This window comes from Achromobacter sp. NFACC18-2 (assembly GCF_900108985.1).
Taxonomy (GTDB): domain Bacteria; phylum Pseudomonadota; class Gammaproteobacteria; order Burkholderiales; family Burkholderiaceae_B; genus Achromobacter.
Window position 1 is genome coordinate 306,218 of record NZ_FNYM01000007.1, and the last position, 23,729, is coordinate 329,946.

Here is a 23,729-nt window from a genome sequence, read left to right on the forward strand (position 1 = left end):
TTTTGTTGGCCGCGGCGTGGCGCGGACTACGCCTCGCCCTGTTTCTCCATGGCGTCGATGGTGCCGCGCAAGACCTTCAGCAGCACCAGGCCGGGCACGGCGATGGCCACCGTCAGCAGGAAAAACCCGGGCCAGCCCAGGTGCAGGACCAGCGGCGGCGTGAGCGGCCCGGCCAGGTACGTGCGGCCCACGGCCGACAGGGCCGACAGCAGCGCAAACTGCGTGGCCGAGAACCGCTGCCGGCACAGCGCCATCAACAGGCCCACGAAAGACGCCGTGCCCAGGCCGCCGCACAGGTTCTCGATGCCCACGCCGGTCGCCATCAGCCAGATGTTCTTCGGGCTGACCGCGATCAGCCAGTACGCCAGGTTCGACACCGCCTGCAGCAGACCGAATGCCATCAATGAGCGGTACAGCCCCCAGCGCGCCATGACCGAGCCCCCCGCCAGCGCGCCGATGATGGTCGCGGCCAGCCCCAGCACCTTGTTCACGGTGCCCACCTCGGTCGGCGTGAAGCCCGCGCCGCGGATGAGAAAGGTGGTGGACAGGGCGCCGGCGAACGCATCGCCCAGCTTGTACAGCACGATCAGCAGCAGCACCGCCAGCGCGCCGCGCCGGGTGAAAAATTCGTGCAGGGGTTCGGCCACGGCCTCGCGCAGGCTGCGCGGCGCGCGCGCGACATGCTCGGGCTCGGGCGCCCACAGGGTGGCCAGTGCGCACAGCAGCATCAGCCCGCCCATCACCATGTAGGTCTGGCCCCACCCTATCCATTGGTCCGCCATGATGAGCGCAAGCCCGCCCGACACGATCATCGCCAGCCGGTAGCCCATGACCTTGATGGCCGCGCCCGCGCCCCGTTCATCCTTGCGCAGCACGTCGGTGCAATAGGCGTCGAAGGCGATGTCCTGCGTGGCCGACAAAAAGGCGACCAACACCGCCAGCAGCGCCAGCGGCATCAGGGCGGATGAGGGAGACAGCGCGCCCATCGCCACGATCGCCACGGCCAGCAGCAATTGCGTGACCAGCATCCAGCCGCGTCGGCGGCCCAGCAGGGGCGGTACAAAGCGGTCGACCAGCGGGGCCCAGAGAAACTTGATGGTGTAGGCCGTGCCCACGAGGGTGAGGAAACCGATTTCCTGCAGCGGAACGCCTTCGACGGTGGCCCACGCCTGCAATGTGCCGCTGGTCAGGGCGAGCGGCAGGCCGCTGGCAAAACCCAGGACCAGCAGCGGGGCGACGCGGGGGCTGGTGTAGACGTTGGATACAGCGGTGATGACGGTCTCCTGAAACGTGGCCGGCGGCGTCGCAGGCGCTGGCCGCGGGCTTGCGGCATTTTAGGGCCTGTTCGTCCGCGCCGTCAGGAGGAGGCGTGTCGGAATGTCAGGGCGACGCGAAGCGGTACACCGCCAGCGTGCTGCGCCAGCTCGGGAAGAGCTGGACTTCCTTGCCTTCGTTGAACGTGGCGCGCTCCAGGATGCGCAGGTCCAGCTCGCCGGCAAGCTGTTCAAAGTCGCGCAGCGTGCACAGGTGGATGTTGGGCGTGTTGTACCACTGGTAGGGCATCTGGCCCGTCACGGGCATGCGGCCGCGCAGGATGGCCCAGCCATGCGGCCAGTAGCCGAAGTTGGGGAACGACACCACGCCGTGGCGCGCGACGCGGGCCATTTCGCGCAGGATGTGCTCGGTCCGGTGCATCGACTGCAGCGTCTGCGACAGCACGACCGTATCGAACTGCTTGTCGTCAAAGAGCGCCAGGCCGTCTTCCAGGTTCTGCTGGATGACTTCGACACCGCGCCGCACGCAGGCGATCACGCAGGTATCGTCCAGTTCGACGCCTGCCCCCTTCACCTGGCGATGGTCGCGCAGATGCGCCAGCAAGGCGCCGTCGCCGCAGCCCAGGTCCAGGACGCGGCTGCCCGGTTCGATCCATCCGGCGATGCGCGCAAGGTCGGGCCGCAGCGCGCCGTGCGCATAACGGGGTGTCACGGACGTCATTGGGGTTGTCCTTCGGTCAGGTCGGCCGCATCCAGGCCCAGCTCGCGCGCGATGCGTTCGTAGTAGCCCCGGACCACGGCATGGTAGCGGGCGTCTTCCAGCAGGAAAGCATCGTGCCCGTGCGGCGCGTCGATCTCGGCATAGGTGACGGGGCTGCCGTTCTTGAGCAGCGCGCGCACGATCTCGCGCGAGCGCTCGGGCGGAAAGCGCCAATCGGTCGAAAACGACACCAGCAGGAAATTGGACTTGGCGGGCGCCAGCGCCCGCGCCAGGTCGCCGCCCGTGGTGCGGGCCGGATCGAAGTAGTCGAGCGCGCGGGTGATCAGCAGATAGGTGTTGGCGTCGAAATAGCGGGTGAACTTTTCGCCCTGGTAGCGCAGGTACGACTCCACCTCGAACTCCACGTCGTAGCCGTAGCGGTAGGCGCCGTTCTCGGCGGGCGCGCGCTGCGCGCGGCCGAATTTTTCGGCCATGTCGTCATCGGACAGATACGTGATGTGGCCGATCATGCGCGCCACCGACAGGCCGCGGCGCGGCACGGTGTCCTGCGCGTAGTAGTCGCCGCCGTGGAAATCCGGGTCGGTGATGATGGCGCGGCGCGCCACTTCGTTAAAGCCGATGTTCTGCGCGGACAGGCGCGGCGTGCTGGCGATGACGATGCAGTTGGCCACGCGCTCGGGCAAGGTGATGGACCAGCTCAGGGCCTGCATGCCGCCCAGCGATCCGCCCATCACGGCGGCAAAGCGTTCGATGCCGAAGTGGTCCGCCACCCGCGCCTGCGCCCGCACCCAGTCTTCCACCGTCAGCACCGGGAACGCGGCGCCCCAGGGCTTGCCGGTCTCGGGGTTGATGCTGGCCGGCCCTGTCGAGCCGAAGCAGGAGCCCAGGTTGTTCACGCCGATCACGAAGAAGCGGTTGGTGTCCACCGGCTTGCCGGGGCCCACCATGTTGTCCCACCAGCCGAGGTCGGCGGGGTTGTCCGCGGCCTGCCCCGCGACGTGGTGCGAGGCATTGAGCGCGTGGCAGATGAGGACGGCATTGGTGCGCTGCGCATTGAGCGTGCCGTAGGTCTCGACGGCCAGCTCGTACGACGCCAGCGATTGGCCGCTCAGCAAAGGCAGCGGCTCGTCGAAACGAATGAAGGTGGGGGAAACGAGGCCGACCGAACCGGGATCAACGGTATCGGCTGTCGTGACGGTTGCGGGTACGAACCCGCTGGCCGAATCACCGGCCAAATTCTGGGCAGGAGTGGTCATACGGACCTCTTTAGCTGGATTTATTGGAAGGCGCCCGCAAGCGGATCAGGCAAATCGGCGCCGAAAATGGGTAGTGCGGCAGGAATTCTAGCACTGCTTGCAGGCGGGGCAATCCGCCGCCCGCCACGCGATCGGGGCCTCGCGCCCCCGCGCGGCGGATGCCTGAATCCCTGCTTCAGGACGCGGCGCCGGCCTCCCAGGGCTCCTGGCCCAGGTATTCGTAGCGTTCGGTATTCACGCGCGACACCCGCCACTCCACCGGCTGGCGGTTGTACGAAAACGCGATGCGGCGGATCTCCAGCAGTGCGCTGCCCTCGGGAACGCCCAGGCAGCGCGCCTGCGTGCGCTCGGCCAGGCAGGTCCGCAGGCGCTCGTCGGTGGCAATGACGTTCACGCCGAAGAGGTCCTGGTACAGCGCGTACAGCGTGCTGGTGCGTTCGCGCAGGTGCGCTTCGGTCAGCCCCGGAAAGCGCGATTCCGGCAGGCAGACGTCGTCGGCCATGACCACGTCGCCGTTGAGCGACAGCACGTTCAGGAACTCGTACACCAGGGCGCCCGCCGGCAGCGCCAGCTTTTCGCGCGCCACCGCCGACGCCTTCACGCGGCGAAAGCGCACCAGTTGGGTGGTCGGATAGGACTTGTTGCCATCCTGCCCGACGATGCGGAAAAACTTGAAGAAGTGGTGGTTGCGCGTGTGCACCGCCACGTAGGTGCCGCGCCCCTGATGGCGCACCAGGATGTTCTCGGCCGCCAGTTCGTCGATGGCCTTGCGCAGGGTGCCGATCGATACGCCGAACCGCTCGGCCAGGTGTTTCTCGGGCGGGATCGCCTCGCCCTGCTTCCACTCGCCCTGCGCCAGCGCGGCAAGCACGGCCTGCTTGACCTGTTCGTACAAGGGACTGCCCAAAGGCACAGTCGGTGACAGGCTGGTGTTCATGGGTGCATCGCAATATTCACGGACCCCCAGTGTAGCGGCGCGGGCCGGATCCGCTCAAGTCATGTAATTCATATATATGATTTAGTTGACTTTGAAAAAACACCGGCCTAAGATTTCCTGGCCGTTGTGATCCGCGCCGCGAGCAACAGCCCGGCGGCGCTCCTGACCCCAGAGAGGAAGACAATGATTCACGCCGTATTGCACGATGCGAAGGACACGGTGGCGGTCGCCGTGGTGGAGGGCCTGACCGCCGGAACGGAACTGAACGCCTGGATCATGGATGAAGACAAGATCATCCATGTGCGCGCGTCGCAGGACATTCCCATCGGCCACAAGGTGGCGATGAAGGACATGGACGTCGGCGACACGGTCTTCAAGTATGGCGTCGACATCGGCCGCGTGGTGGCGCCCATCAAGGCCGGCCAGCACGCCCATGTGCACAACATCAAGACCAAGCGCTGGTAAGCGTCCCCCCATCGCACAGGAATCCACCATGTCCATCATCAATGCCCAGACCACCTTCCAAGGCTATCGCCGCGACAACGGCCGGGTCGGCGTGCGCAACCACGTCATCGTCCTGCCCGTGGACGACATCTCCAATGCCGCCGCCGAAGCCGTCGCCAACAACATCAAGGGCACCCTGGCCCTGCCTCATCCCTACGGCCGGCTCCAGTTCGGCGAAGATCTGGAGCTGCATTTCCGCACCCTGATCGGCACCGGCTGTAACCCCAACGTCGCGGCCGTGGTCGTGATCGGCATCGAGGAAGGCTGGACCAAGCGCGTCGTGGACGGCATCGCCGCCACGGGCAAGCCCGTCATGGGCTTTTCCATCGAACTGCACGGCGACCACGACACCATCATGCGCGCCTCGCGCTGCGCCAAGGATTACGTGCACTACGCCACAGCGCTCACGCGCAGCGAATGCCCGATCTCGGACCTGTGGGTCTCGACCAAGTGCGGCGAATCCGACACCACGTCCGGCTGCGGCGCCAACCCCACGGTCGGCAATGCCTTCGACAAGCTCTATGCGCTGGGGTCCACCCTGGTGTTCGGCGAGACGTCCGAACTCACCGGCGGCGAACACATCGTGGCCGAGCGCTGCGCCAACGATGCCGTGCGCGAAAAATTCATGTTCATGTTCGACCGCTACCAGGCCATGATCGACCGCTGGAAGACCAGCGACCTGTCCGAGTCCCAGCCCACCAAGGGCAACATCGCCGGCGGGCTGACGACCATCGAGGAAAAGGCGCTGGGCAACATCCAGAAGATCGGCAAGAAATGCCGCGTGGACGGCGTCATCGACAAGGCCGAAATGCCGGACGGCCCCGGCTTGTGGTTCATGGACTCGTCCTCGGCGGCGGCCGAGATGGTGACCCTGTGCGCCGCGTCGGGCTATGCCGTGCACTTCTTCCCCACCGGCCAGGGCAACGTCATCGGCAATCCGATCCTGCCGGTCATCAAGATCTGCGCCAATCCGCGCACCGTGCGCACCATGTCCGAACACATCGACGTGGACACCAGCGGCCTCCTGCAGCGTGAGATCGACCTGAATCAGGCCGGCGACAAGCTGCTCGAATGCATGCTGGCCACCGCCAACGGCCGCTGGACCGCCGCCGAGGCCCTGGGCCACCGCGAGTTCGTCCTTACGCGGATCTTCGAAAGCGCCTAGCGCCCGGCCCGGCCGGCGCGTCAAGGAGGACGCGCCGGCCTCCCCTCGCGGCATCATCGCGGCATCACCTACAAGAACCAGCAGACCCGGGCGCAGACCGCGGCAGCATAGGCGTATGCATTCCTACCCGGGCGTTATCCCCAAGGAGGAAGACAGATGAGTAGCGAACCGCATTACCCCCTGCAAGATGCGCAGCGCCGTCGCCTGCTGGGCGCCCTGGGCGCCGCCGGTCTCTGTGCGTTGGCCCCGTGGGAGCGGGCCCTGGCGCAGAAAGGCGCCTGGCCCGAACGCCCCATCAACTACGTGGTGCCCTTCCCGCCCGGCGGGCTGACCGACGTGGCCGCACGGCAGGTCGGCAAGGCGCTGGCGGACGCCGAACGCTGGAACGTCGTAGTCGAGAACAAGCCGGGCGGCAGCGCCAACATCGGCGCCGCGCACGTCTCGCATTCCGCGCCCGACGGCTACACCTGGCTGGCCATCACCCTGTCGCATGCGGCCAACGCCACGCTGTTCGCGGGCAAGGCGGGCTACGACCTGACCCGCGACCTGACGCCGCTGGCCGGCCTGGCCTCTTCGCCCATCATGGTGGTGGTCAACGCCAAAAGCCCCATCAAGAGCATGGACGACCTGGCGCGCGCGGCCAAGGCCAAGCCGCTGTCGGCAGGCTCCAGCGGCAACGGCACGCCGCCGCACCTGACGCTGGCGCTCTACCAGAAGCTGACCGGCGTCCCGCTGATGCATGTCCCGTACAAGGGCGGCGCGCCTTCGCTCACCGACCTGATCGGCGGCCACCTGGACGTGGTGTTCTCCAACTATCCCGAATCGCTGGCGCACGTGAAGAACGGGTCGCTGCGCGCGCTGGCGATCACCACGCGCAAACGCAGCAATGACTTGCCGGATCTGCCGACCACGGCCGAAGTCGGCCTGCCGGACCTGATCGTCGAAAACTTCACCGGTGTGCTCGCGCCCGCCGGCACGCCGCCCGAACTGGTCCAGCGCATCGGCAGCGCGATCGTCAAGCAGGTCTCGCAGCCCGCCATGCAGCAGGCCCTGCAGCAATTGGGCTTCGTGCCCCAGCCGCGCGGTCCGCAGGAGTTCGGCGCCTACCTGAAGTCCGAGGTCGACCGCTGGGCCAAGATCATCCGCGACGCCAACATCCAGGTCGCCTGAGCGGCCACACTGCCCACCACGAAGAGGAGCCCGGCAGATGCAAGTACTGATATCGGAGTTCATGGACGCGCCCGCGGTCGATGCCTTGCGGCAACGGTTCGACGTGCGCTACGAGCCTGACCTGGTCGAGCGGCGCGGCGCGCTGCTCGACGCCGCCGCGCACGCGGATGCCCTCATCGTGCGCAACCGCAGCCAGGTGAACGCCGAGCTGCTGGCGGCCGCGCCGCGCCTGCTCGCGGTGGGCAGGCTGGGGGTCGGGCTGGACAACATCGACCTGCCCGGCTGCGAGGCGCGCGGCATCACGGTCATTCCCGCGACGGGCGCCAATGCCCGCGCCGTGGCCGAGTACGTCATCGGCACGATGCTGTCGCTGTTGCGCGGCGCCTACGCGTCCACGGCGGACGTCGCGGCGGGCAAGTGGCCCCGCAACGCGCTTTCCCAGGGCCTGGAGGCGCACGGCCGCACGCTGGGCGTGGTGGGATTCGGCGGCATCGGCCGCCTGGCCGCACAGCTCGCGCGCGGACTGGGCATGCGCGTCGTGGGCAGCGACGCCGCCCTGCCGCCCGGCCATCCCGCCTGGGGAGAGGCCGGCGCCGAGCCGCTGCCGCTGGACGACCTGCTCGCGCAGGCGGACGTGGTGACGCTGCACGTGCCCCTCACGCCCGAAACCCGGCACCTGCTGGACGCCGCGCGCATCGACCGCATGCGCGCAGGGGCCGTCCTCATCAATACCTCGCGCGGCGGCATCGTGGACGAAGCCGCGCTCGCCAACGCGCTGCGCGCCGGGCGGCTGCGCGGCGCCGCGCTGGACGTGTTCGAACAGGAACCACTGCCCGCGGGCAGCCCGCTGGCGCAGGCGCCGAACCTGATTCTCACCCCGCACATCGCCGGACTCACGCAAGAGGCCAACACCCGCGTTTCCGACATGGTGGCCGCCGGTGTGACAATGGCGCTTGACGCCCGCGCACGCTGACGAGGCGCGGCGCGCCTCCCACGACAGGAAGGATATGGCTCACATCTATCTGGACGAACTCCAACACCTGGCCGCGGCCGGCCTCGCCGCCGCCGGCGCCAATCCGGCCATGGCCGACAGCACCGCGCGCGCCCTGGTCTTTGCGGAAAGCCAGGGACTCAGCTCCCATGGGCTGTCGCGCGTGCCGTTCTACGCGGGGCACCTGCGCACGGGCCGCGCCATCGGCTCGGCCGTGCCCCGCATCGTGAACGAGCGCGGCGGCGCGGCCCTGATCGACGCCGGCTCGGGCCTGGCCTTTCCGGCCTGCTCCCTGGCGGTCGAACAGGCCACCGTGCGCGCCCGCGAACATGGCGTGGCGTTCGTCGGCGTGGCCAACAGCCATCATTTCGGCGAGGCCGCCTACCACCTCGAAGCCCTGGCCGATGCCGGCATGGTCGGGCTGGCGCTCAGCAACTCGCCCGCCGCCATGCCGGCCTGGGGCGGCAAGCGCCCGCTGTTCGGCACCAACCCCATCGCGGCGATCTTCCCGCGCCGCGGCGGCGCACGGCTGGTCATCGACCTGTCGCTGTCGCAGGTGGCGCGCGGCAAGCTCATGATCGCGGCGCGCGACAACCAGCCGATCCCGCTGGGCTGGGCGCTGGATGCGCAGGGCCAGCCGACCACCGATCCGAAGGCGGGTCTTGCCGGCAGCATGCTGCCCGCAGGCGGCGTCAAGGGCGCCATGCTTGCCCTCATCGTTGAACTCATGGCCTGCGCCCTGACCGGCGCGCGCTTTGGCAACGAAAACGAGTCGTTCTTCGTGGACGAAGGCGGCCCGGCGCGCCTGGGGCAGGCGTTCATGGCGATCGACCCCAATGCGTTGGCGGGCAACGACGTGTATCTGGAACGCGTGGAAACGCTGGTCGACGCGATGCTCGAGGACGAGGGCGTGCGCCTGCCGGGCGACCGCCGACGCAAGCTGCGCGACGAGGCCGTCAAGCACGGCCTGGACCTGCCCGATGCGCTGATGGCGCAACTGCGCACGCTGGCCGGCGCCGGCTGACCGGCCACCGGGCGCCCTAATGCCCGTGGGTGAACCACAGCATCAGCGGCGCCAGCAGCAGGAACACCACGGTGGACACCAGCACGGCGCCCGCCGCGGTATCGCCCAGCGGCGTGTAGCGCCGGGTGTACATGTAGCTGACCACCGCGCAGGGCATGGCCATCTGCAGCGTCAGCGCGCCGGCCAGCACCGGCTCCAGGTCCAGCGCCCACGCCACCACCAGCCCCGCCGCCAGCCCCACCACCAGGCGGATCGCCCCGACCTTGGCGCCGTCGCGCATGCCATTGGAGGGAATGAGCGCAAGCGCGTGGCCCAGGCTCAGCAGCATCAGCGGGACGGTGACCGCGCCCAGCATGCGCGCCGTCTCGATGACCCACGCCGGCACCGGGATGTGCAGCAGGCGCATCGCCACGGCCACCACCGACGCCAGCAGAATCGGACTCTTCCAACTTCCCTTCGTGTTCACGCCCGGCAGCAGGCGCACCGCGATGGTGTGCATCACGAACGAGTTCACGGCGAAAAATGCCACGGCGACGGACAGGCCGGCGTCGCCGAATGCCAGCTGCGAAATCGGCAGCCCCAGGTTGCCGGCGTTCGGCAGGAAGGCCGTGGGCAAGAGGCTCAGCACCGGCAGTTTCCAGGCCTTGAGCAACGCCGCGCTGACCAGCGCGCACAGCAGCAGGGCGATCAGCGTCGCGGCGGCCACATCGGCCAGCGCGCGGTCGTCCAGGCGGGTGGTGACGAAGGTGTGGAACACCAGCGCGGGCGTGGTCACGGAGGTCACCAGCGTGGTGATGAAGCTGCCGCCGAAGGGCAGATCGCGCTTGCCCCAGAAAAGCCCGATGCCCACGCAGCAAAGCAGCGGCAACATCAGCACGATGGCTGACAAATAGAACTGCGCGATGGCCAACATGCAACTATTCCGTCAAAGATAAAAAGACCGATGCGTCACGGCATCGTTGCTTGCGCGGGCAGAGGCCGACGCCGCAGCATGGGGCCTTGTCCACAACCGGGCGCCCCGCCCCCGCCGCCATGTCCGCCACACCGATGCGCCTTCTTGCCCACCCATCGCGTTGCGCCATCCGCAGCGCCGTCCCGCCCTCAGGCGTGGGCCTGTCCGACCGCCAGGCCGCGTGCCTGCGATGGTCGGCCGCGGGCAAGACCAGTTGGGAAACGTCCCGCATATTGGGCGTCAGCGAAAGCACCGTGAATTTCCACCTGCGCAACGCCTGCGCCCGGCTGGGCGTGCGCGGCCGGCGCGCGGCGGTGGTCGCGGCCCTGCGGCTGGGCCTGCTTGAACCGCTCAAGGCTTGAGGACGACCGACCGCAGGAATTCGCGCGCGCGCTCGGCGGGCAGGCTTTCCTCGGTGCCGGCGGCCACCGCCTCGATCAGCATGGTGTCGGTGACCCAGACCTTGGCATGCAGCCAGCCCGGCTTGCCGACCGCCTTGCCGTGCACCTCGATATCCTGTCCGAAGGCCGGCCATTCCTTGGGCGGCGGCGCCTGCATGTTGGCGTAGAGCGATCGCATCAGCGCCACGCCCAGCGCCTGCCGCGCCGCGGGACTGGCCGCGATCTCGGGCGGCAGGGGCGCCGACCCCACGGCGAACACCGCTTCGCCGACGGTGGCGCTGGCCAGGGTGAAGGGCAGCGTGTGCGTGTCCAGCCTCAGTTCCCGGGTTTCGGTCGACACCCGGGCGGGGAACGCGGCGCGCACATGGCCGTCGGCCACGTCCATCTCGCGCCAGTTGTAACTGGGCGAGCAAGCGGCCAAGACCAGCGCCAGCGCCAAAAAAACGCCCGCTTTCTTGAACATGAAACGAAACAGCGATGAAATCGTCATTACCCGAGAACCCGCAAGGTCCAGTCATTTCGAGGAATCCAGAAATTGTCGCCGATTTCCATGGCCCCCGCGCCCGACGGCACGCCGCTCGCCAATTATTCCTGGCCGGCGGCGCCCAACGTGCCGCTGCCCATCGCGGGCGGGGATGATCCCGACGCGGGGCGCGCTGACGCCAGCCATCCCGATGCCAGCCACCCGGACCCGGGCCGCCCCAGCATGGGCCGCCCCGGCATGGGCCGCCCCAGCATCTACCTCCTGCATGGCCTGAGCGAACATGCCGGCCGCTATGACCGGCTGGCGCGCTGGCTGACCGCCCGCGGCTGGACGGTGGGCGCGCACGATCACCGCGGCCATGGCCGCTCGGGCGGTCACCCGGCCACGCTGCGGCACCAGGAAGACCTGGTCACCGACGCCGTGGACAGGCTGCAGGCCTGGACGCGGGCTTGCGGGCGGCCGCCCATCCTGTTGGGCCACAGCCTGGGCGCGCTGGTCGCCGTGCGCATCGCCCAGCATCGCCTGGCGCCCCTGGACGGGCTGGTGCTCAGCTCGCCGCCCTTTGCCGTCAATGTCCCGCTCTGGGTGCGCCGCACCCTGACATGGATGTCCCTGCACGCGCCCGACCTGCGCGTGCCGCACGGCCTGGCCCCGGCCCGCATCTCCCATGACCGTGCCGTCGTGAAGGCTTACCGCGCCGACCCCCTGGTGCGGCGCCGGATGACCGGTCGGCTGGCCCGCTTCGTGGACGAAGCCGGACGGCAGGCCCTGCACGAAGCCACCCTGCTGCCCTGCCGCACCCTGCTGATGGTGGCCGGCGACGATTCCATCGTGGCCGCCGAAGGCAGCCGCCAGTTCGCCCAGCGGGCGCCGGCCGAACTGCTGACCCTGCGCTGGTACGACACCGCCTGGCACGAGATCTTCAACGAGACCGCCCCCATCGCCGATCCGGTCTATGCTGACCTGGACGAATGGCTGGCGCGCACCGCCCAGGCATTGTCCCTGTCCCCAGTACTGGTTCCCTCTGCACAGGAGGCCAGCACCCCGTAAAATCCGGCGACAGCCCCCAACGAGAACACTCCGTGACCGATACTGCCGCCAACCGCCTCGCCCGCCTAGAGGCCAACCGCTCGCTGCTGACCCAGACCCTGCGGGGCATCGAGAAAGAAGGCCTGCGCGTGGACGAACAGGGCATCCTGGCCCGCACGCCGCACCCCGCCGGCCTGGGCTCGGCGCTGACGAACGAACACGTCACCACCGATTATTCCGAATCGCTGCTCGAACTGATCACGGGCACGCACCAGGACGTGGACGCGCTGCTGTCCGAGCTTGCCGATACCCACCGCCATGTCTACGGCGTGCTGGACCATGAACTGATCTGGAACCAGTCCATGCCGGCCACGCTGCCGCCCGAACCGGAAATCCCCATCGCCTGGTACGGCACGTCCAACACCGGCATGCTCAAGCACGTCTACCGCCGCGGCCTGGCCGAGCGCTACGGCAAGACGATGCAGTGCATCGCCGGCGTGCATTACAACTTCTCCCTGCCCGAAGCCCTGTGGTCGGTGCTCGATACGCAGCCGGGCTCGGACCAGGACCGCCGCTCGCGCGGCTACATCGGCCTGATCCGCAACTTCACGCGCTATTCGTGGCTGCTGATGTATCTGTTCGGCTCGGCGCCCGCGCTGGCCAGCGATTTCCTGCAAGGCCAGGACCATGCGCTGGAAAAGCTGGGCGACCACACGCTGTACCTGCCGTACGCCACCAGCCTGCGCATGAGCGACCTGGGCTACCAGAACAAGGCGCAGTCGCAGCTCAAGCTCTGCTACAACGACCTGGACACCTTCCTCGGCCGCCTGTACGGCGCCGTGACGCAGCCCTGGCCTGATTACCAGAAGATCGGCACGCATCGCAACGGCGAATGGATCCAGCTCAACACCAACGTGCTGCAGATCGAAAACGAGTACTACTCCAGTATCCGCCCCAAGCGCGCCACTGGCCGCTGCGAACGCCCCATCACGGCGCTGGCCGAGCGCGGCGTGCAGTACGTGGAAGTGCGTTGCCTGGACATCGATCCGTATTCGCCCGTCGGCATCGAGCCGGCCACCGCCCGCTTCGTCGACGCTTTCCTGCTGTTCTGCACGGCCTCCGACAGCCCCTTTTTCCCGGCCAACGGCTACTGTCAGCGCAGCGCCGACAATTTCTCGATCGTGGTCAAGGAAGGCCGCAAGCCCGGCCTCATGCTGGACCGCGAAGGCCAGGCCATCGGCCTGTCGCAATGGGGCCATGAACTGCTGGATCAGATCGCGCCCTACGCCGCGCTGTACGACAGCGTGATGGGCGGCAGCGCGTATGCCGACGCCCTCGCCGCGCAGCGCGACAAGCTCGACCGTCCCGACACCACGCCGTCGGCGCGCCTGCTGGCCGAATTGAAGGACAGCGGCCTGTCGTTCCACGACTACTCGCTGGCGCTCAGCCGCAAGCATGCGGATACACTGCGCGCGCAACCGCTGCCGGCCGATGTGGCGGCGGCCTATCAGCAGGCGGCGGTGCAGTCCGCCGCCGAACAGCTGCGCCTGGAGCAGTCGGACACCGAGGATTTCGACACCTACGTGAGCCGCTATCACGCCGCGCTGAAAGCGCCGCGCAAGTAAGGCGTATCAAATAAGGCGTATCGTTAGGGCTCGGTCCGCGCCGCCTGCCGGGCAGGCGGCGCGAACCCTTACCAGTCATATCAGGAGGTTTTATCCATGCGCCGCACCGCAACATTCCTGCTGGCCCTGGCGGCCAGTGTGGCGGGCATCGCCCATGCCGCGCCGCCGCCCATGCAGACCGTGGAATCCGTGGATCTGAAACGCTACGTCGGGATGTGGTACGAAATCGCCAACTTCCCCATGTTCTTCCAGCGCAACTGCGTGGGAGACACGACCGCCGAGTACACCGCCAACCCCGACGGCACGATCGGCGTGAACAACCGCTGCCGCACCAAGGACGGGGATATCGATTCGGCCTCGGGCACCGCCACGGTGGTCGAAGGCAGCAACAACGCCAAGCTCGAAGTGTCGTTCTTCAAGCCGTTCAAGGGCGATTACTGGGTGATCGGCCTGGACCCGGACTACCGCTGGGCGGTCGTCGGCACGCCCGACCGCAAGTACCTGTGGATCCTGTCGCGCTCGCCGCAACTGCCCAAGGAAGAACTGGACAAGGCGCTGGCCGCCGCCACGGCGCAGGGCTACCAGCTCGACGAGCTGCGCTACACGCCGCAGAAGTAAGCGCCGCCCTCAGCCCGCGTAATCGCGGGCCAGCCTGACCACCGTCACACCCGGCTTGAGCTGGCGCAGCGACGGCATGATCAGCGTGCAATGGTCGTAGGGCGTGACCACCGGCTGATCGTCGGCCCAGCCGATGGTCGTCCCGGCCTTTTCAAACGTTTCCAGTCCCGACCACGGGCCGGCAAAGCGCACGTTCATCGAGGGCGCCACCACGGCGTCCGTCACTTCCAGGACACGCTGGCTCGCCGGGTCGGCCAGCAGCCAGCCTTCGGGCAGGTCCGACGCATCGGCCACGCCCGACTCCACCAGCATCCGCGCCACCATGTCGCGCGCGACGTCCCGCGACGACAGGTCGCCATGGAACCCGCATTCGATCAGCAGCGCGCAGGCGTCTTCCCGCGCCGGATCGCCGAAGTGCTCGAAGTCGCGCATGCGCACGCCGTCCTTGTGGCCGGCGTCGACGATCACGTGCTGCGGCGCCTTCAGGCGGCGGGCCAGGGCGATATTGCGCGGCAGCACGCCCGTCAGCAGCAGCGGCGCGCCGGGTTCGTGCATGGAATGCAGGTCCAGCAGCCAGTCGGCGCGCCGCACCCAGGGGCGCAGCGCGGCGCCGCGCTGGCGGTCCGGCGTGGTGGGGTTGTCCAGGCGCTCGGCGCTCCAGACACGGTTCATGTCTTCCTGCACGAAGCGCGACGCATCGTGGTTCGCGTGGTCGAAACGGTCGAACGCATCCAGGTTGCAGAACGCCAGCGTCAGGCTGCCGCGCCGCGGGCGCAGGCCCGAGGCCAGCAGGTCCTTCAGCGCCCACGCGCCGCACAGCTCGTTGCCGTGCACCAGCGCGGTCACCATGAGCGCCCGTCCCGGCACGCCCGAATCGAAATGCCACACGCCGGGCGTGTCGGTATTGCCGGCGCGCTCGGCGGCGAGGTCGGGAACGGGAAGCTTGAATTCCATGGTGATATCCGCTTGATGCCTGGTGTTGCGATGTCGTGATTTTGCGGCGCGGCCTTACTGCGCCTCGATCTTGGCGGCCTTGACCAGCGCGCCGTACTTCTTGGTTTCTTCAGCCTGGAAGGCCACCGGATCGATGCCGGGCTTGGCCACTTCGCCGCCGGCGTCCTGCAGCTTGGAGCGGAACTGGTCGGACTTCAGGGATTCATCCAGCGCGGCGCGCAGCTTGGCCACGACCGGCTCGGGCAGGCCCGCGGGGCCATACAGCGCGAACCACAGGTTGATGTCGACCGACTCGAAGCCCTTGGTTGCGGCCAGCGGCGCGATCTCGGGTGCGGCGGGCGAACGCTTGTTCTCGGTCAGGCCCAGCGCAACGATGTTGCCGCTGCGCACCTGCGGCAGGCCCGAGGACAGCACCAGCATGCCGAAATCGAGCTGGCCGCTCATCAGGTCGGTCACCAGCGGCGACACGCCGCGGTAAGGCACGTGCTCGGCGCGCGTGCCCGTCGCCTCATTGATCATTTCGCCGGCCAGGTGCAAGGTCGTGCCCACGCCCGACGAACCGTAGTTGAACGTGCCCGGCGCCGCGCCCTTGAGCTTTTCGAGATACTCGGCAGCGGTCTTCACGCCCGAATTCTTGCTGGCCGCCAGCAGCATCGGCTGCGACGCCACGATGCCCAGCGCCGTGAAATCCTTGGCGCTGTCGTACTTCACGGCGGTGTTGATCATGCGGGCGATCACCATCTCGTTGGTGGAGCCCAGGAAGATGGTGTAGCCGTCCGGCGCGGCGCGCGCCACGCGCTGCGCGCCGATCGTGCCGCCTGCGCCGCCGACGTTTTCGACCACGACCGTCTGGCCCAGGCGCTTGCCCAGTTCTTCGCCCAAGAGGCGCGCGGTCAGGTCCAGGCTGCCGCCTGCGGGGTAGCCGACGACCAGCGAAATGCTGCGGGAGGGATAGTCGGCCGCGCTGGCGGCGGGCACGGCGGCAAGGGCCGAGGCGGCACAGAGCGAAACGAGCGCTGCGCGCATCGGGTGCAGGATGGACTTCATGGTTTTCTTCCTTGGGGTGCTGTGGGTGGACGGCGTAGCCGTCTCGTTTGAGTTTCGGAGGGTATTTTCGAGCGCGCCCCCGGCCCCGTCCGTGCCAAGACGGCACATCTTTGTGCTAATCCGGTTTTGGGTCGGGCAAGTCAGGCCTTGCGGTTGGCGGTCGCTTCCCAGGCGGCTTCGGCCAGGTCCGTCAGCCGGGCGCGCGGGCGATACAGGCGGACCTCGAAGGCGATCTCATCGCTGCGCCCGCCCAGCGCGGCCAGCGCGCCGCGCCGGCAATCGGCCGCGACCATGGACCAGGGCAGCCAGGCCACGCCCACGCCCTTGGCGACCGCGCCATGCGCGGCGTCCAGCGAATCGCTGCGCACGAAGGGCGTCAGGGCGTAAGGCGTGGCCTCCAGCCTGTCGCCCACGATGCGCTCCATCGCCAGGCCGCCCGTGTACGTAATGAGCGGCACGGGCGCGCCGCCCTCATGCAGCAGATAACGCGGCCGTCCGCGCGTGTCCATCTGGCTGACCGGCACCAGCTTGTCGGTCGCCAGCGTCATGTAGCGATAGCGCGACGGGCTGAGGGGCACGGACAACGCCGGATGCTCGTAGCAGCACAGCAGGTCTACCTTGCCCTGTTCCAGACGGATCACAAGGTCCTGCGCCTTGCCGGTGGACAGTTCCACCTGCGTGCCGTCGGTCAGCACCTTGGGCGCGCGGTGCCGCAGCCGCGCGATCCAGTCGGCCACCAGCGTGCGCGCCAGGCTGCGCCCCGTGGCGATGCGCAGCACGGCCTCGCCGCCCGCGCCCGAGCTGCGGATGCGATGGCGGACCAGTCCCATCTGCTCGATCACCTGCGTCGCGGTCTTGAGCAGCGTCTCGCCTTCCGGCGTCAGCGTCACCGGCAGGCGCTGGCGCTCCACCAGCGCCGTGCCGGCCCACGCTTCCAGCGCGCGGATGCGGCGGCCGAAGGCGGGATGCGTCACGTGGCGCAATTCGGCCGCGCGCACGAAGCTGCCGGTCTGCGCCAGCGCGATCAGGTCTTCCAGGAGTTTGAGGTCTGCCATGGACCGAAAGCTTACGGCATCGCGCGATCGGTGCGGAACTAGGCCGCTTGCTGACCCGCGGGCAGGGTCAGGATGCGCTCGATGACCTGCGCCGTCTTGCGGTAGTGCGCGGCCAACAGCGCCACCGCGCGGTCGGCATCGCGCGAGACCGCGGCATCCAGCAGCGCGCGGTGTTCGTCATCGACGTCGCGTTCGGACCCATAGGCCATGGCCTGGGCGCGCGCGGGCCGGCGGTAGCGTTCGGTCTGCGCGTAAAGCTGGGCGGACAGGTCCAGCAGCCAGGGCGACCGGCAGGCGCCGATCAGCGCCTGGTGGAAATCCTGGTGGCGGGCCTCCAGCGCGTCCTCGCGCTCCTGGTCCAGGACGGGCGCGTCGTCCGCGCGCCGCGCGGCCAGCGCCAGCGCGTGGAACGCGCCCACCAGCCACGCCTCCCAGGCGTCGTCCGCGTTGGCGAGCGAACGCCGCAACGCGTCGCAGTCGATCAGGATGCGGGTTTCGCAGGCATCGCGCATTTCCTCCACGGACAGCGGCGCGATCCGGAAGCCGCGCGACGTGGTGGTCAGCACCATGCGTTCGCTGCGCAGCCGGTTCAGCGCCTCGCGGATGGGCGAAAAGCTGCCGCCATAGCGCTGGCGCAGCAGCTCCAGCCGCAGCGACTGGCCCGGCGCGAACGCGCCGCGCATGATGTCGCGGCGCAGCTGCCGGTAGATCTGTTCGGACAGTGTGATGTCTTCGACCTGCGCGTCGCCATGCGCGGCCGCGACCGCGTCCGCGCGCGGCGCCTTGATTCGGGGCTTCACGCTGCGCTCCTAGACGGCCACCACCGGATGGCGCAGCGTGCCGATCCCTTCCACGCAGGCGACGACCACGTCGCCCGGCCACAGGAATTCCTGCGGCTTGCGCCCCGCGCCCACGCCCTCCGGCGTGCCGGTGGCGATGATGTCGCCCGGCTCCAGCGTGATGCCCGCGCTGATGTCGGAGATCAGGAACGGCACCTTGAACAGCATGTGGCGGGTATTGGAGCCCTGCTTCTTCTCGCCGTTGACCGTGAGCCACAAGTCCAGCACCTGCGGGTCCGGGATTTCGTCGGCCGTCACGATGCAGGGGCCGAACGGCGCGTAGGTGTCCTGGCCCTTGGAATAGATCCACTGGCCGGCGCGCCGGCAGTCGCGCGCGCTCATGTCCAGCATCACGCTATAGCCGAACACATGGGACAGCGCATCGGCCTCGGCCACGCGCGAGGCGCGACGCCCGATGATCACCGCCAGTTCCACTTCCCAGTCCAGCTGCTGCGTGATCCTGGCGTTGTGCTCGATGGCGTCGCCCGGCCCGATCACCGTGGTGGGCGGCTTGGAAAAGATCACCGGCTGCTTGGGCAGGTCGGCCGACGTGTCCAGCGTGCGGCTGGATTCGGCGACGTGCTCGACATAGTTCAGGCCGATGCCGAAGATGTTCTTGCGCGGGCGCGGGATGGGCGCCAGCAGCTTCACGTTGTCCTGCGGCAAGGCCGTGCCCACCGGCCAGTTGCCGCGGAACGTATCGAGCAGCCGCGTCGCCTGCGCCACCGCGACCGGACCCAGGTCGATGAAGTCCAGCATGTCGTCGGGCAGGTCCACCCCGCCCTCCTGCCCCAGCAGGAAAAGGTCGACCACATAGCCGTCGACCAGCGCGCCCAGGCGGGCGGCGGCGGTGGGATGAGCGCGAAAGGTCACCAGGCGCATCGAGAACTCCAGAAAGTCAAAGTGTGGGGGGAACGTCCGCCGCGTCGCGGCGGCGCGCAGGCATCGGAAGCATCTAAATCAGTCGTTGATGGCCGCCGTTGTCCTGTACCGCTTCCTCGCGGTACAGGGCGAGCGAGCGCATGACGGGCAGGTCGTTGAAACAGAACAGGCAGGCATCATCGTTGGACGACAGGTTGGCGTGCTCGTGGATGGCCCAGGACGGCACGCAGAAGATGTCGCGCTCGGTCCAGTCGTAGCGCTTGCCGTCGATCACGGAAAAGCCGCTGCCCTTGGCCACCTGGTAGATGAAGCTGCCGGTGTGCCGGTGCGCCTGGGTGTGTTCGCCGGGACGCAGCAACTGCATGCTGGCGCCGATGGTCGGCATGACGGCGCCGCCCGTGGCCGGGTTGACGTATTCGAGCAGGATGCCGTCGTAGGGACTGCCCGCGGTCGTGCGCGCGTAGCGGCGCAGGGCCTCGTAGGTGGGCTCCCATTCGTATTTGAAGAGCGGGGAATAGGGCTTCGTCCAGCCGGACACCTGCGGCCGCAGCGCCACCCCGCCCCACGCGCCGCTGGTGTCGTCGACCGGGTGCGTCACGGTCTGGTTCAGGTCGGGATGCACGGCATAAAAGCCCGCTTCCAGCGCATTGACCAGCGGAATGTCCAGCCCGTCCTGCCAAATGCAGGTTGTGCCGTCCTCGGCCACGCCGTGCTCGTGCCAGGTGCCGTTCGGCGTCAGCACGAAGTCGTTCGCGCCCAGCGTCATCTTGTGGCCGTCCACCACGGTGTACGCGCCCTGGCCTTCCATGATGAACCGCAGCGCGGAATGCGAATGCGCGTGCGCGGACGCCAGCTCGCCCGGCTGCATGACCTGCAGGCCGGAATACAGCCAGCCCACCGCCGCCGCCACGTCCCGCCGGCCCGGATTGTTCAGGTAGATGACGCGCCGGCCCGCCTCTTCGGGAGACACCAGCTCGGCCGAGCGCAGCACATGGCCGCGCAGGTCCTGGTAACGCCAGACCACGGGCACGGATGCCGACCGCGGCGCCCAGGGCTCGATCTTGTTCGCCACCGTCCAGAGCGCGCCCGTTTCCAGCCGCGCAAGGTCCTGGTAGTAAGCCACCCGCTCCGGCGAGTCGGCCACATTGGCTCGGCCCGCCGTGTGCTCGCGGTAGGCGTCGTAGCGGTTCGCTTCCATCGCTTGCCCCTGGTTTTATAAAACACTGAGGATTTTCGAAAATATTAAGAGGCGGTCTGGTCGGCGGGCAATCCCAAGTTGCTAGGGGTTTTCCTGTAGCAGGCCTGCGCGGGAAAAATAGTTGGCCGCAACACTGAGAATACTGTACAAAAACACAGTGCGACGTGATACATTTCGCTCGCCCGACCAACTGTCGTCCAGGGGAGAATTCCTGTGTCAGAAGCTGCTCATCTCGTTCAGTACATTGTCGTTCCCTACCGCGCCGCCGCCAATGGCGTCGCCCCCGGGGAAATCCGTCCGGCCAGCAGCGAATTCGGAGCCATCCGGATCGCAAACTCCATGGCCTCCAAGTTCGCGGGCGTCGCCGCCTATGAAGTCATGATCGACAAGGAAACCGGCGACATGGAATCGCCGCGCATCCTGATGCAGATCGGCACGGTGCCGTCGCTGGACGATTAGTCCCCGGGCCGCCGCCCCGAGGGACGAGCGCGCAGCGGGTGGTACGCTCGCAGCACGGAATCGTTCCACCGGGCGCGGCGCACGGCCCCGCGACCTGTCACGCAAAGGAGAAAAGATGATTGCTCGTTGGCGCTGGGCGCTCAGGCAATTGACCAGGCGCCTTTGGTTCAGGGCCAGTCTTTTCTCATTGCTGGGCGTCGCCACCGCGCTGCTTGCCATCATTTTCAAGGGCGCCATTCCTGAAACCTTGCCCGCCCGCATCGGTGCCGACGCGGTCGACAAGATCCTGGGCATCATTGCGTCCAGCATGCTGGCGGTGACCACCTTTTCGCTCAGCACCATGGTGGCGGCCTACGGCGCGGCAAGCACCGGCGTGACGCCTCGCGCAACCACCCTTGTCATGCAGGACACCACCACGCAGAACGCGCTGGCGACGTTCATCGGTTCGTTCCTGTTCAGCCTGGTGGGCCTCATTGCGCTGAGCACGGGGGCCTATGGCGCGCAAGGGCGGGTCTTGCTGTTCACGGTGACGATTGCGGTGGTGATCCTGATCGTCTACACGCTACTGCGCTGGATCGACCATCTGTCCAAGCTGGGACGGGTCGGCGAAACCATCGACCGCGTCGAAAGCGCAACCATCGACGCCCTCCGCCACCGCGTTCAATGGCCTTACCTGGGCGGCACCCCCTATCCGGCGTCAGGCTTGCCCCCCGCGTCGGCGCAGGCCGTGTCATGCGACCGGACGGGCTATGTGCAGCACGTCGACGTGCAGGCGCTGGGCCGGATCGCGCGTGAACATCAGGCCTCGATCTACCTTGACGTCCTGCCGGGCGGATTCGCCCATGCCGGCATGGCGCTGGCGTGGATCGTTCCCCAACCCGGCGAGGAGCCCGCCGCGCGCGAGGCCCTGCACGAAGCCATTCTCGGCGCCATCACCCTGGGAACGCATCGCACGTTCGAGCACGACCCGCGCTTCGGCTTGTCGGTGCTGTCCGAAATCGCGTCCCGCGCCTTGTCGCCGGCCGTGAATGACCCCGGCACGGCGATAGACGTCATTGGCCGGGGCGTAAGAAGCCTGACCTGCTGGGGGCAGCCGCCCGACTCGCCACCGGAGGCCGACCCCGACTGCCAGCGCATCTACGTGCACCCGCTGGATGTGGACGATCTGTTCGACGATTTTTTCGGCCCCATCGCGCGTGACGGCGCGGGTCTGCTGGAAGTCGACACGCGCATGACGAAGGCGCTCCTGAGCCTTGCGCAGATCAATCCGCCCCTGTTCAAAGCGGCCGCGTCGCGCCATGCCGCACGCTTGCTCCAACACGCCGAGCACGCGCTGGTGCTGGACGAAGACAAGCGCCGGATCCGCGAGCTGGCGCAACCGCTGCTGCGACGCGAAGCGCATTGAAGGCACGGCAAACCGGGGGGAAGGATGGAACGCGAAGCCTGCGGCTCGCTATGCGCCGCCAGGCTGCGCTCGGAGGGAGCAAGGATCTGGCGACGTGGGGGCAAGAGATGGATGCAAGGTGGACCGAAGATCCACGCAACCCATTGATCTGGTGGCGCGCCCGACAGGAATCGAACCTGTATCAAGAGCTTCGGAAACTCTCATTCTATCCATTGAACTACGGGCGCAGCGCAAGGAGGCGGTATTGTACCCACTTTTGCGGGATCTGCATGAAGTGGATCAAATCTTCCGTCAATCTCCGCGAAAACCCGCTCAGTGTCATTGGACCGGCGTCCCTGACACCGTTATATAATCCAGCGTTTGCTTGCAGGCGGGCATGGTTTGCCGCCGACTTGTGCAGTACTGATTTTCTGTTGCCGCCGCCAGGCGCCCCACCCGTTAGCAGGATTTGGTCATGAGCAACGAGCAGGAACACATAGAAGAGCACTCCTCCCCCATCAAGACCCCGAAGCAACTGATCGTCACGATCGTCCTCGCTTTCGTGGTGCCCATCGCCATCATCATCCTACTGGTGAACATGGTCGTCACCGGCACCAAGACCAACGCCGGTTCGGATGCCCTGTCCGGTGAAGCCATTGCCCGGCGGATCGCGCCGGTTGCCGGATTCGAGCTCGTTGACGCCAACGCCCCCAAAGTTTTCAAGACCGGCGAACAGGTTTTCGCCACCGTCTGTACGGCCTGTCATACCGCCGGCGTGGCGGGCGCACCCAAGCTGGGCGACAACGCCGCTTGGGCGCCTTTCATCAAGGCCGGCTACGACGAAATGTTGAAGGTCGCCCTGCACGGCAAGGGCGGCATGCCCGCCAAGGGCGGCAACCCGGCCCTGTCCGACTACGAAGTCGCGCGCGCCGTGGTGTACATGGCCAACAAGTCCGGCGCCTCGCTGCCCGAACCCGCTGCGCCTGCTGAAGACGGCGCCAAGAAGGAAGCCGACGCCGGCGCCGCCCCCGCCGCACAGGCTGCCGCACCGGCTGCGGCACCAGCCGCCGCAGCACCGGCTGCCGCAGCACCCGCACCCGCTGCCGCCGCGCAGGCCCCCGCCCCCGAGCAGAAAACCGCCGCCGTCAACCCGGCCGGCGAACAGCTCTACAAGACGGTCTGTTTCGCGTGCCACGCGACGGGCGTGGCCAATGCGCCCAAGTTCGGCGACAAGGCCGCCTGGGCCCCCTACATCAGCACCGGCATGGACGCCATGGTGAAAGTCGCCATGACGGGCAAGGGCGCGATGCCTCCCAAGGGCGGCGCGGCCAACGCCTCGGAAGACGACATCCGTGCGGCCGTGCAGTTCATGGTGAATGCCGCGCAGTAATACCCCGCCGGCAAGACAGTGACCCGTCCTGCCATAGGTTGACACCTACGGCACGGTATCCGTAGCAGGCTACGGACTGAACACCCGATGAACTTCATCGGGTGTTTTGCATTGTAGGGACAGGTGCGGTCGCTCGGTGTTGTAGATATCGACGGACTGCTTGACCATGAGCCGGGCTTGGGCCAGATCAGCGGGCCTGTGGAGCAACAACTCTCCCTTCAGGATGCCGTTGACCCGTTCTGCCAAGGCATTCTGGTAGCAGTCGTAGCCGTCAGTCATTGAGCAACGGATGCCGTGCCGCGCGTGCAGGCGCTGGTAGTACGTTGAGCAATACTGGATTCCTCGATCCGAGTGGTGCACCAGCGATTGG

25 protein-coding genes, 1 tRNA gene and 1 riboswitch are annotated in these 23,729 nt (G+C 67.8%); of the genes, 12 read left to right on the forward strand and 14 right to left on the reverse strand.

Annotated elements, in window-relative coordinates; all coding sequences use genetic code 11:
* Positions 1–26: 26 nt before the first annotated feature.
* The 4 genes from BMW75_RS13635 to BMW75_RS13650 form a co-directional block, all read right to left on the reverse strand.
* The gene (locus tag BMW75_RS13635; RefSeq protein ID WP_092579976.1) at positions 27–1,274 is read right to left on the reverse strand and encodes a muropeptide transporter; all 1,248 of its coding nucleotides are present in this window, start codon (positions 1,272–1,274) and stop codon (positions 27–29) included.
* A 106-nt stretch (positions 1,275–1,380) separates the two neighbouring features.
* The gene (metW, locus tag BMW75_RS13640; RefSeq protein WP_092579978.1) at positions 1,381–1,995 is read right to left on the reverse strand and encodes a methionine biosynthesis protein MetW; all 615 of its coding nucleotides are present in this window, start codon (positions 1,993–1,995) and stop codon (positions 1,381–1,383) included.
* A complete protein-coding gene (locus BMW75_RS13645; protein WP_172805872.1) occupies positions 1,992–3,251 on the reverse strand; it encodes a homoserine O-succinyltransferase MetX in 1,260 nt (419 codons plus the stop codon). The genes metW and BMW75_RS13645 overlap by 4 nt, the downstream gene beginning before the upstream one ends.
* Positions 3,241–3,322, reverse strand: a riboswitch (SAM riboswitch). Its footprint overlaps the gene before it by 11 nt.
* Positions 3,323–3,426: 104 nt before the next feature.
* A complete protein-coding gene (locus tag BMW75_RS13650; RefSeq protein ID WP_092579980.1) occupies positions 3,427–4,188 on the reverse strand; it encodes a GntR family transcriptional regulator in 762 nt (253 codons plus the stop codon).
* Between the two features lie 183 nt (positions 4,189–4,371).
* On the opposite strand from BMW75_RS13650, the gene BMW75_RS13655 reads away from it, so the two are divergent.
* From BMW75_RS13655 to BMW75_RS13675, 5 genes are all read left to right on the forward strand, one after another.
* Positions 4,372–4,653 carry a UxaA family hydrolase gene (locus tag BMW75_RS13655; protein ID WP_076518627.1) on the forward strand — a complete coding sequence of 94 codons (282 nt, stop codon included), beginning with the start codon at positions 4,372–4,374 and terminating at the stop codon, positions 4,651–4,653.
* A gap of 28 nt (positions 4,654–4,681) precedes the next feature.
* Positions 4,682–5,857, forward strand: coding sequence for a UxaA family hydrolase (locus BMW75_RS13660; RefSeq protein ID WP_092579982.1), 1,176 nt, complete (start codon positions 4,682–4,684; stop codon positions 5,855–5,857).
* A 156-nt stretch (positions 5,858–6,013) separates the two neighbouring features.
* On the forward strand, positions 6,014–7,027 hold the full coding sequence (locus tag BMW75_RS13665; RefSeq protein ID WP_076518625.1) for a Bug family tripartite tricarboxylate transporter substrate binding protein: 1,014 nt from the start codon (positions 6,014–6,016) through the stop codon (positions 7,025–7,027).
* A 37-nt stretch (positions 7,028–7,064) separates the two neighbouring features.
* Positions 7,065–8,000: a hydroxyacid dehydrogenase gene (locus tag BMW75_RS13670; RefSeq protein ID WP_092579984.1), complete on the forward strand. Its 936-nt coding sequence runs from the start codon at positions 7,065–7,067 to the stop codon at positions 7,998–8,000.
* Between the two features lie 34 nt (positions 8,001–8,034).
* A complete protein-coding gene (locus tag BMW75_RS13675) occupies positions 8,035–9,042 on the forward strand; it encodes an Ldh family oxidoreductase (RefSeq protein ID WP_092579986.1) in 1,008 nt (335 codons plus the stop codon).
* A 16-nt stretch (positions 9,043–9,058) separates the two neighbouring features.
* Here BMW75_RS13675 and BMW75_RS13680 read toward each other — a convergent pair whose 3' ends face one another.
* Positions 9,059–9,955, reverse strand: coding sequence for an AEC family transporter (locus BMW75_RS13680; protein WP_092579988.1), 897 nt, complete (start codon positions 9,953–9,955; stop codon positions 9,059–9,061).
* 134 nt (positions 9,956–10,089) lie between these two features.
* Here BMW75_RS13680 and BMW75_RS13685 point away from each other — a divergent pair, with 134 nt between their 5' ends.
* Complete coding sequence (locus BMW75_RS13685) at positions 10,090–10,356, forward strand: helix-turn-helix domain-containing protein (protein WP_371467083.1); 267 nt, start codon at positions 10,090–10,092, stop codon at positions 10,354–10,356.
* Here the strand turns inward: BMW75_RS13685 and BMW75_RS13690 are convergent.
* Complete coding sequence (locus BMW75_RS13690; RefSeq protein ID WP_076518620.1) at positions 10,346–10,885, reverse strand: hypothetical protein; 540 nt, start codon at positions 10,883–10,885, stop codon at positions 10,346–10,348. The two genes, BMW75_RS13685 and BMW75_RS13690, sit on opposite strands and share 11 nt — an antisense overlap.
* Before the next feature lie 45 nt (positions 10,886–10,930).
* Here BMW75_RS13690 and BMW75_RS13695 point away from each other — a divergent pair, with 45 nt between their 5' ends.
* The 3 genes from BMW75_RS13695 to BMW75_RS13705 all read left to right on the forward strand — a co-directional run bounded on the left by BMW75_RS13695 (position 10,931) and on the right by BMW75_RS13705 (position 14,151).
* Positions 10,931–11,929, forward strand: a complete 999-nt coding sequence (locus BMW75_RS13695; RefSeq protein WP_092579990.1) for an alpha/beta hydrolase — start codon at positions 10,931–10,933, stop codon at positions 11,927–11,929.
* A gap of 32 nt (positions 11,930–11,961) precedes the next feature.
* On the forward strand, positions 11,962–13,533 hold the full coding sequence (gene gshA, locus BMW75_RS13700; RefSeq protein ID WP_076518618.1) for a glutamate--cysteine ligase: 1,572 nt from the start codon (positions 11,962–11,964) through the stop codon (positions 13,531–13,533).
* A gap of 96 nt (positions 13,534–13,629) precedes the next feature.
* Positions 13,630–14,151, forward strand: a complete 522-nt coding sequence (locus tag BMW75_RS13705) for a lipocalin family protein (protein ID WP_076518617.1) — start codon at positions 13,630–13,632, stop codon at positions 14,149–14,151.
* 9 nt (positions 14,152–14,160) lie between these two features.
* Here the strand turns inward: BMW75_RS13705 and BMW75_RS13710 are convergent, their stop codons facing one another.
* The 6 genes from BMW75_RS13710 to BMW75_RS13735 form a co-directional block, all read right to left on the reverse strand.
* On the reverse strand, positions 14,161–15,105 hold the full coding sequence (locus BMW75_RS13710; RefSeq protein ID WP_092579992.1) for a M14 family metallopeptidase: 945 nt from the start codon (positions 15,103–15,105) through the stop codon (positions 14,161–14,163).
* Between the two features lie 54 nt (positions 15,106–15,159).
* On the reverse strand, positions 15,160–16,152 hold the full coding sequence (locus BMW75_RS13715; protein WP_092579994.1) for a Bug family tripartite tricarboxylate transporter substrate binding protein: 993 nt from the start codon (positions 16,150–16,152) through the stop codon (positions 15,160–15,162).
* A 140-nt stretch (positions 16,153–16,292) separates the two neighbouring features.
* Positions 16,293–17,207: a LysR family transcriptional regulator gene (locus tag BMW75_RS13720; protein ID WP_092579996.1), complete on the reverse strand. Its 915-nt coding sequence runs from the start codon at positions 17,205–17,207 to the stop codon at positions 16,293–16,295.
* A 38-nt stretch (positions 17,208–17,245) separates the two neighbouring features.
* Positions 17,246–18,007 carry a GntR family transcriptional regulator gene (locus BMW75_RS13725; protein ID WP_092579998.1) on the reverse strand — a complete coding sequence of 254 codons (762 nt, stop codon included), beginning with the start codon at positions 18,005–18,007 and terminating at the stop codon, positions 17,246–17,248.
* A gap of 9 nt (positions 18,008–18,016) precedes the next feature.
* Positions 18,017–18,928: a fumarylacetoacetate hydrolase family protein gene (locus tag BMW75_RS13730; protein WP_092580000.1), complete on the reverse strand. Its 912-nt coding sequence runs from the start codon at positions 18,926–18,928 to the stop codon at positions 18,017–18,019.
* A gap of 73 nt (positions 18,929–19,001) precedes the next feature.
* Positions 19,002–20,126 (reverse strand): cupin domain-containing protein, encoded by a 1,125-nt coding sequence (locus BMW75_RS13735; RefSeq protein ID WP_092580002.1) that lies wholly within the window; start codon positions 20,124–20,126, stop codon positions 19,002–19,004.
* Positions 20,127–20,339: 213 nt separating this feature from the next.
* Here BMW75_RS13735 and BMW75_RS13740 point away from each other — a divergent pair, with 213 nt between their 5' ends.
* Both BMW75_RS13740 and BMW75_RS13745 read left to right on the forward strand, forming a co-directional pair.
* Positions 20,340–20,585, forward strand: coding sequence for a hypothetical protein (locus BMW75_RS13740; protein ID WP_056327580.1), 246 nt, complete (start codon positions 20,340–20,342; stop codon positions 20,583–20,585).
* Between the two features lie 115 nt (positions 20,586–20,700).
* A complete protein-coding gene (locus tag BMW75_RS13745; RefSeq protein WP_092580004.1) occupies positions 20,701–21,990 on the forward strand; it encodes a DUF2254 domain-containing protein in 1,290 nt (429 codons plus the stop codon).
* Between the two features lie 152 nt (positions 21,991–22,142).
* On the opposite strand, the gene BMW75_RS13750 is transcribed toward BMW75_RS13745, so the two are convergent.
* Positions 22,143–22,217: transfer RNA gene (locus BMW75_RS13750), tRNA-Arg, on the reverse strand.
* Between the two features lie 227 nt (positions 22,218–22,444).
* Between BMW75_RS13750 and BMW75_RS13755 the strand changes: the two genes are divergently transcribed.
* Positions 22,445–23,359 (forward strand): c-type cytochrome, encoded by a 915-nt coding sequence (locus tag BMW75_RS13755; RefSeq protein WP_092580006.1) that lies wholly within the window; start codon positions 22,445–22,447, stop codon positions 23,357–23,359.
* Positions 23,360–23,428: 69 nt separating this feature from the next.
* Here BMW75_RS13755 and BMW75_RS13760 read toward each other — a convergent pair.
* A partial coding sequence (locus BMW75_RS13760; RefSeq protein ID WP_139208531.1) for an integrase core domain-containing protein occupies positions 23,429–23,729 on the reverse strand: 301 nt, incomplete at its 5' end.

Excerpts from the sequence above, each read along its gene's own strand:
- metW (WP_092579978.1), bottom strand. The coding sequence starts at position 1,995 with ATGACGTCCGTGACACCCCGTTATGCGCACGGCGCGCTGCGGCCCGAC.
- BMW75_RS13645 (WP_172805872.1), bottom strand. The coding sequence starts at position 3,251 with ATGACCACTCCTGCCCAGAATTTGGCCGGTGATTCGGCCAGCGGGTTC.
- BMW75_RS13650 (WP_092579980.1), bottom strand. The coding sequence starts at position 4,188 with ATGAACACCAGCCTGTCACCGACTGTGCCTTTGGGCAGTCCCTTGTAC.
- BMW75_RS13655 (WP_076518627.1), top strand. The coding sequence starts at position 4,372 with ATGATTCACGCCGTATTGCACGATGCGAAGGACACGGTGGCGGTCGCC.
- BMW75_RS13660 (WP_092579982.1), top strand. The coding sequence starts at position 4,682 with ATGTCCATCATCAATGCCCAGACCACCTTCCAAGGCTATCGCCGCGAC.
- BMW75_RS13665 (WP_076518625.1), top strand. The coding sequence starts at position 6,014 with ATGAGTAGCGAACCGCATTACCCCCTGCAAGATGCGCAGCGCCGTCGC.
- BMW75_RS13670 (WP_092579984.1), top strand. The coding sequence starts at position 7,065 with ATGCAAGTACTGATATCGGAGTTCATGGACGCGCCCGCGGTCGATGCC.
- BMW75_RS13675 (WP_092579986.1), top strand. The coding sequence starts at position 8,035 with ATGGCTCACATCTATCTGGACGAACTCCAACACCTGGCCGCGGCCGGC.
- BMW75_RS13680 (WP_092579988.1), bottom strand. The coding sequence starts at position 9,955 with ATGTTGGCCATCGCGCAGTTCTATTTGTCAGCCATCGTGCTGATGTTG.
- BMW75_RS13685 (WP_371467083.1), top strand. The coding sequence starts at position 10,090 with ATGCGCCTTCTTGCCCACCCATCGCGTTGCGCCATCCGCAGCGCCGTC.
- BMW75_RS13690 (WP_076518620.1), bottom strand. The coding sequence starts at position 10,885 with ATGACGATTTCATCGCTGTTTCGTTTCATGTTCAAGAAAGCGGGCGTT.
- BMW75_RS13705 (WP_076518617.1), top strand. The coding sequence starts at position 13,630 with ATGCGCCGCACCGCAACATTCCTGCTGGCCCTGGCGGCCAGTGTGGCG.
- BMW75_RS13710 (WP_092579992.1), bottom strand. The coding sequence starts at position 15,105 with ATGGAATTCAAGCTTCCCGTTCCCGACCTCGCCGCCGAGCGCGCCGGC.
- BMW75_RS13715 (WP_092579994.1), bottom strand. The coding sequence starts at position 16,152 with ATGAAGTCCATCCTGCACCCGATGCGCGCAGCGCTCGTTTCGCTCTGT.
- BMW75_RS13720 (WP_092579996.1), bottom strand. The coding sequence starts at position 17,207 with ATGGCAGACCTCAAACTCCTGGAAGACCTGATCGCGCTGGCGCAGACC.
- BMW75_RS13730 (WP_092580000.1), bottom strand. The coding sequence starts at position 18,928 with ATGCGCCTGGTGACCTTTCGCGCTCATCCCACCGCCGCCGCCCGCCTG.
- BMW75_RS13735 (WP_092580002.1), bottom strand. The coding sequence starts at position 20,126 with ATGGAAGCGAACCGCTACGACGCCTACCGCGAGCACACGGCGGGCCGA.
- BMW75_RS13745 (WP_092580004.1), top strand. The coding sequence starts at position 20,701 with ATGATTGCTCGTTGGCGCTGGGCGCTCAGGCAATTGACCAGGCGCCTT.
- BMW75_RS13755 (WP_092580006.1), top strand. The coding sequence starts at position 22,445 with ATGAGCAACGAGCAGGAACACATAGAAGAGCACTCCTCCCCCATCAAG.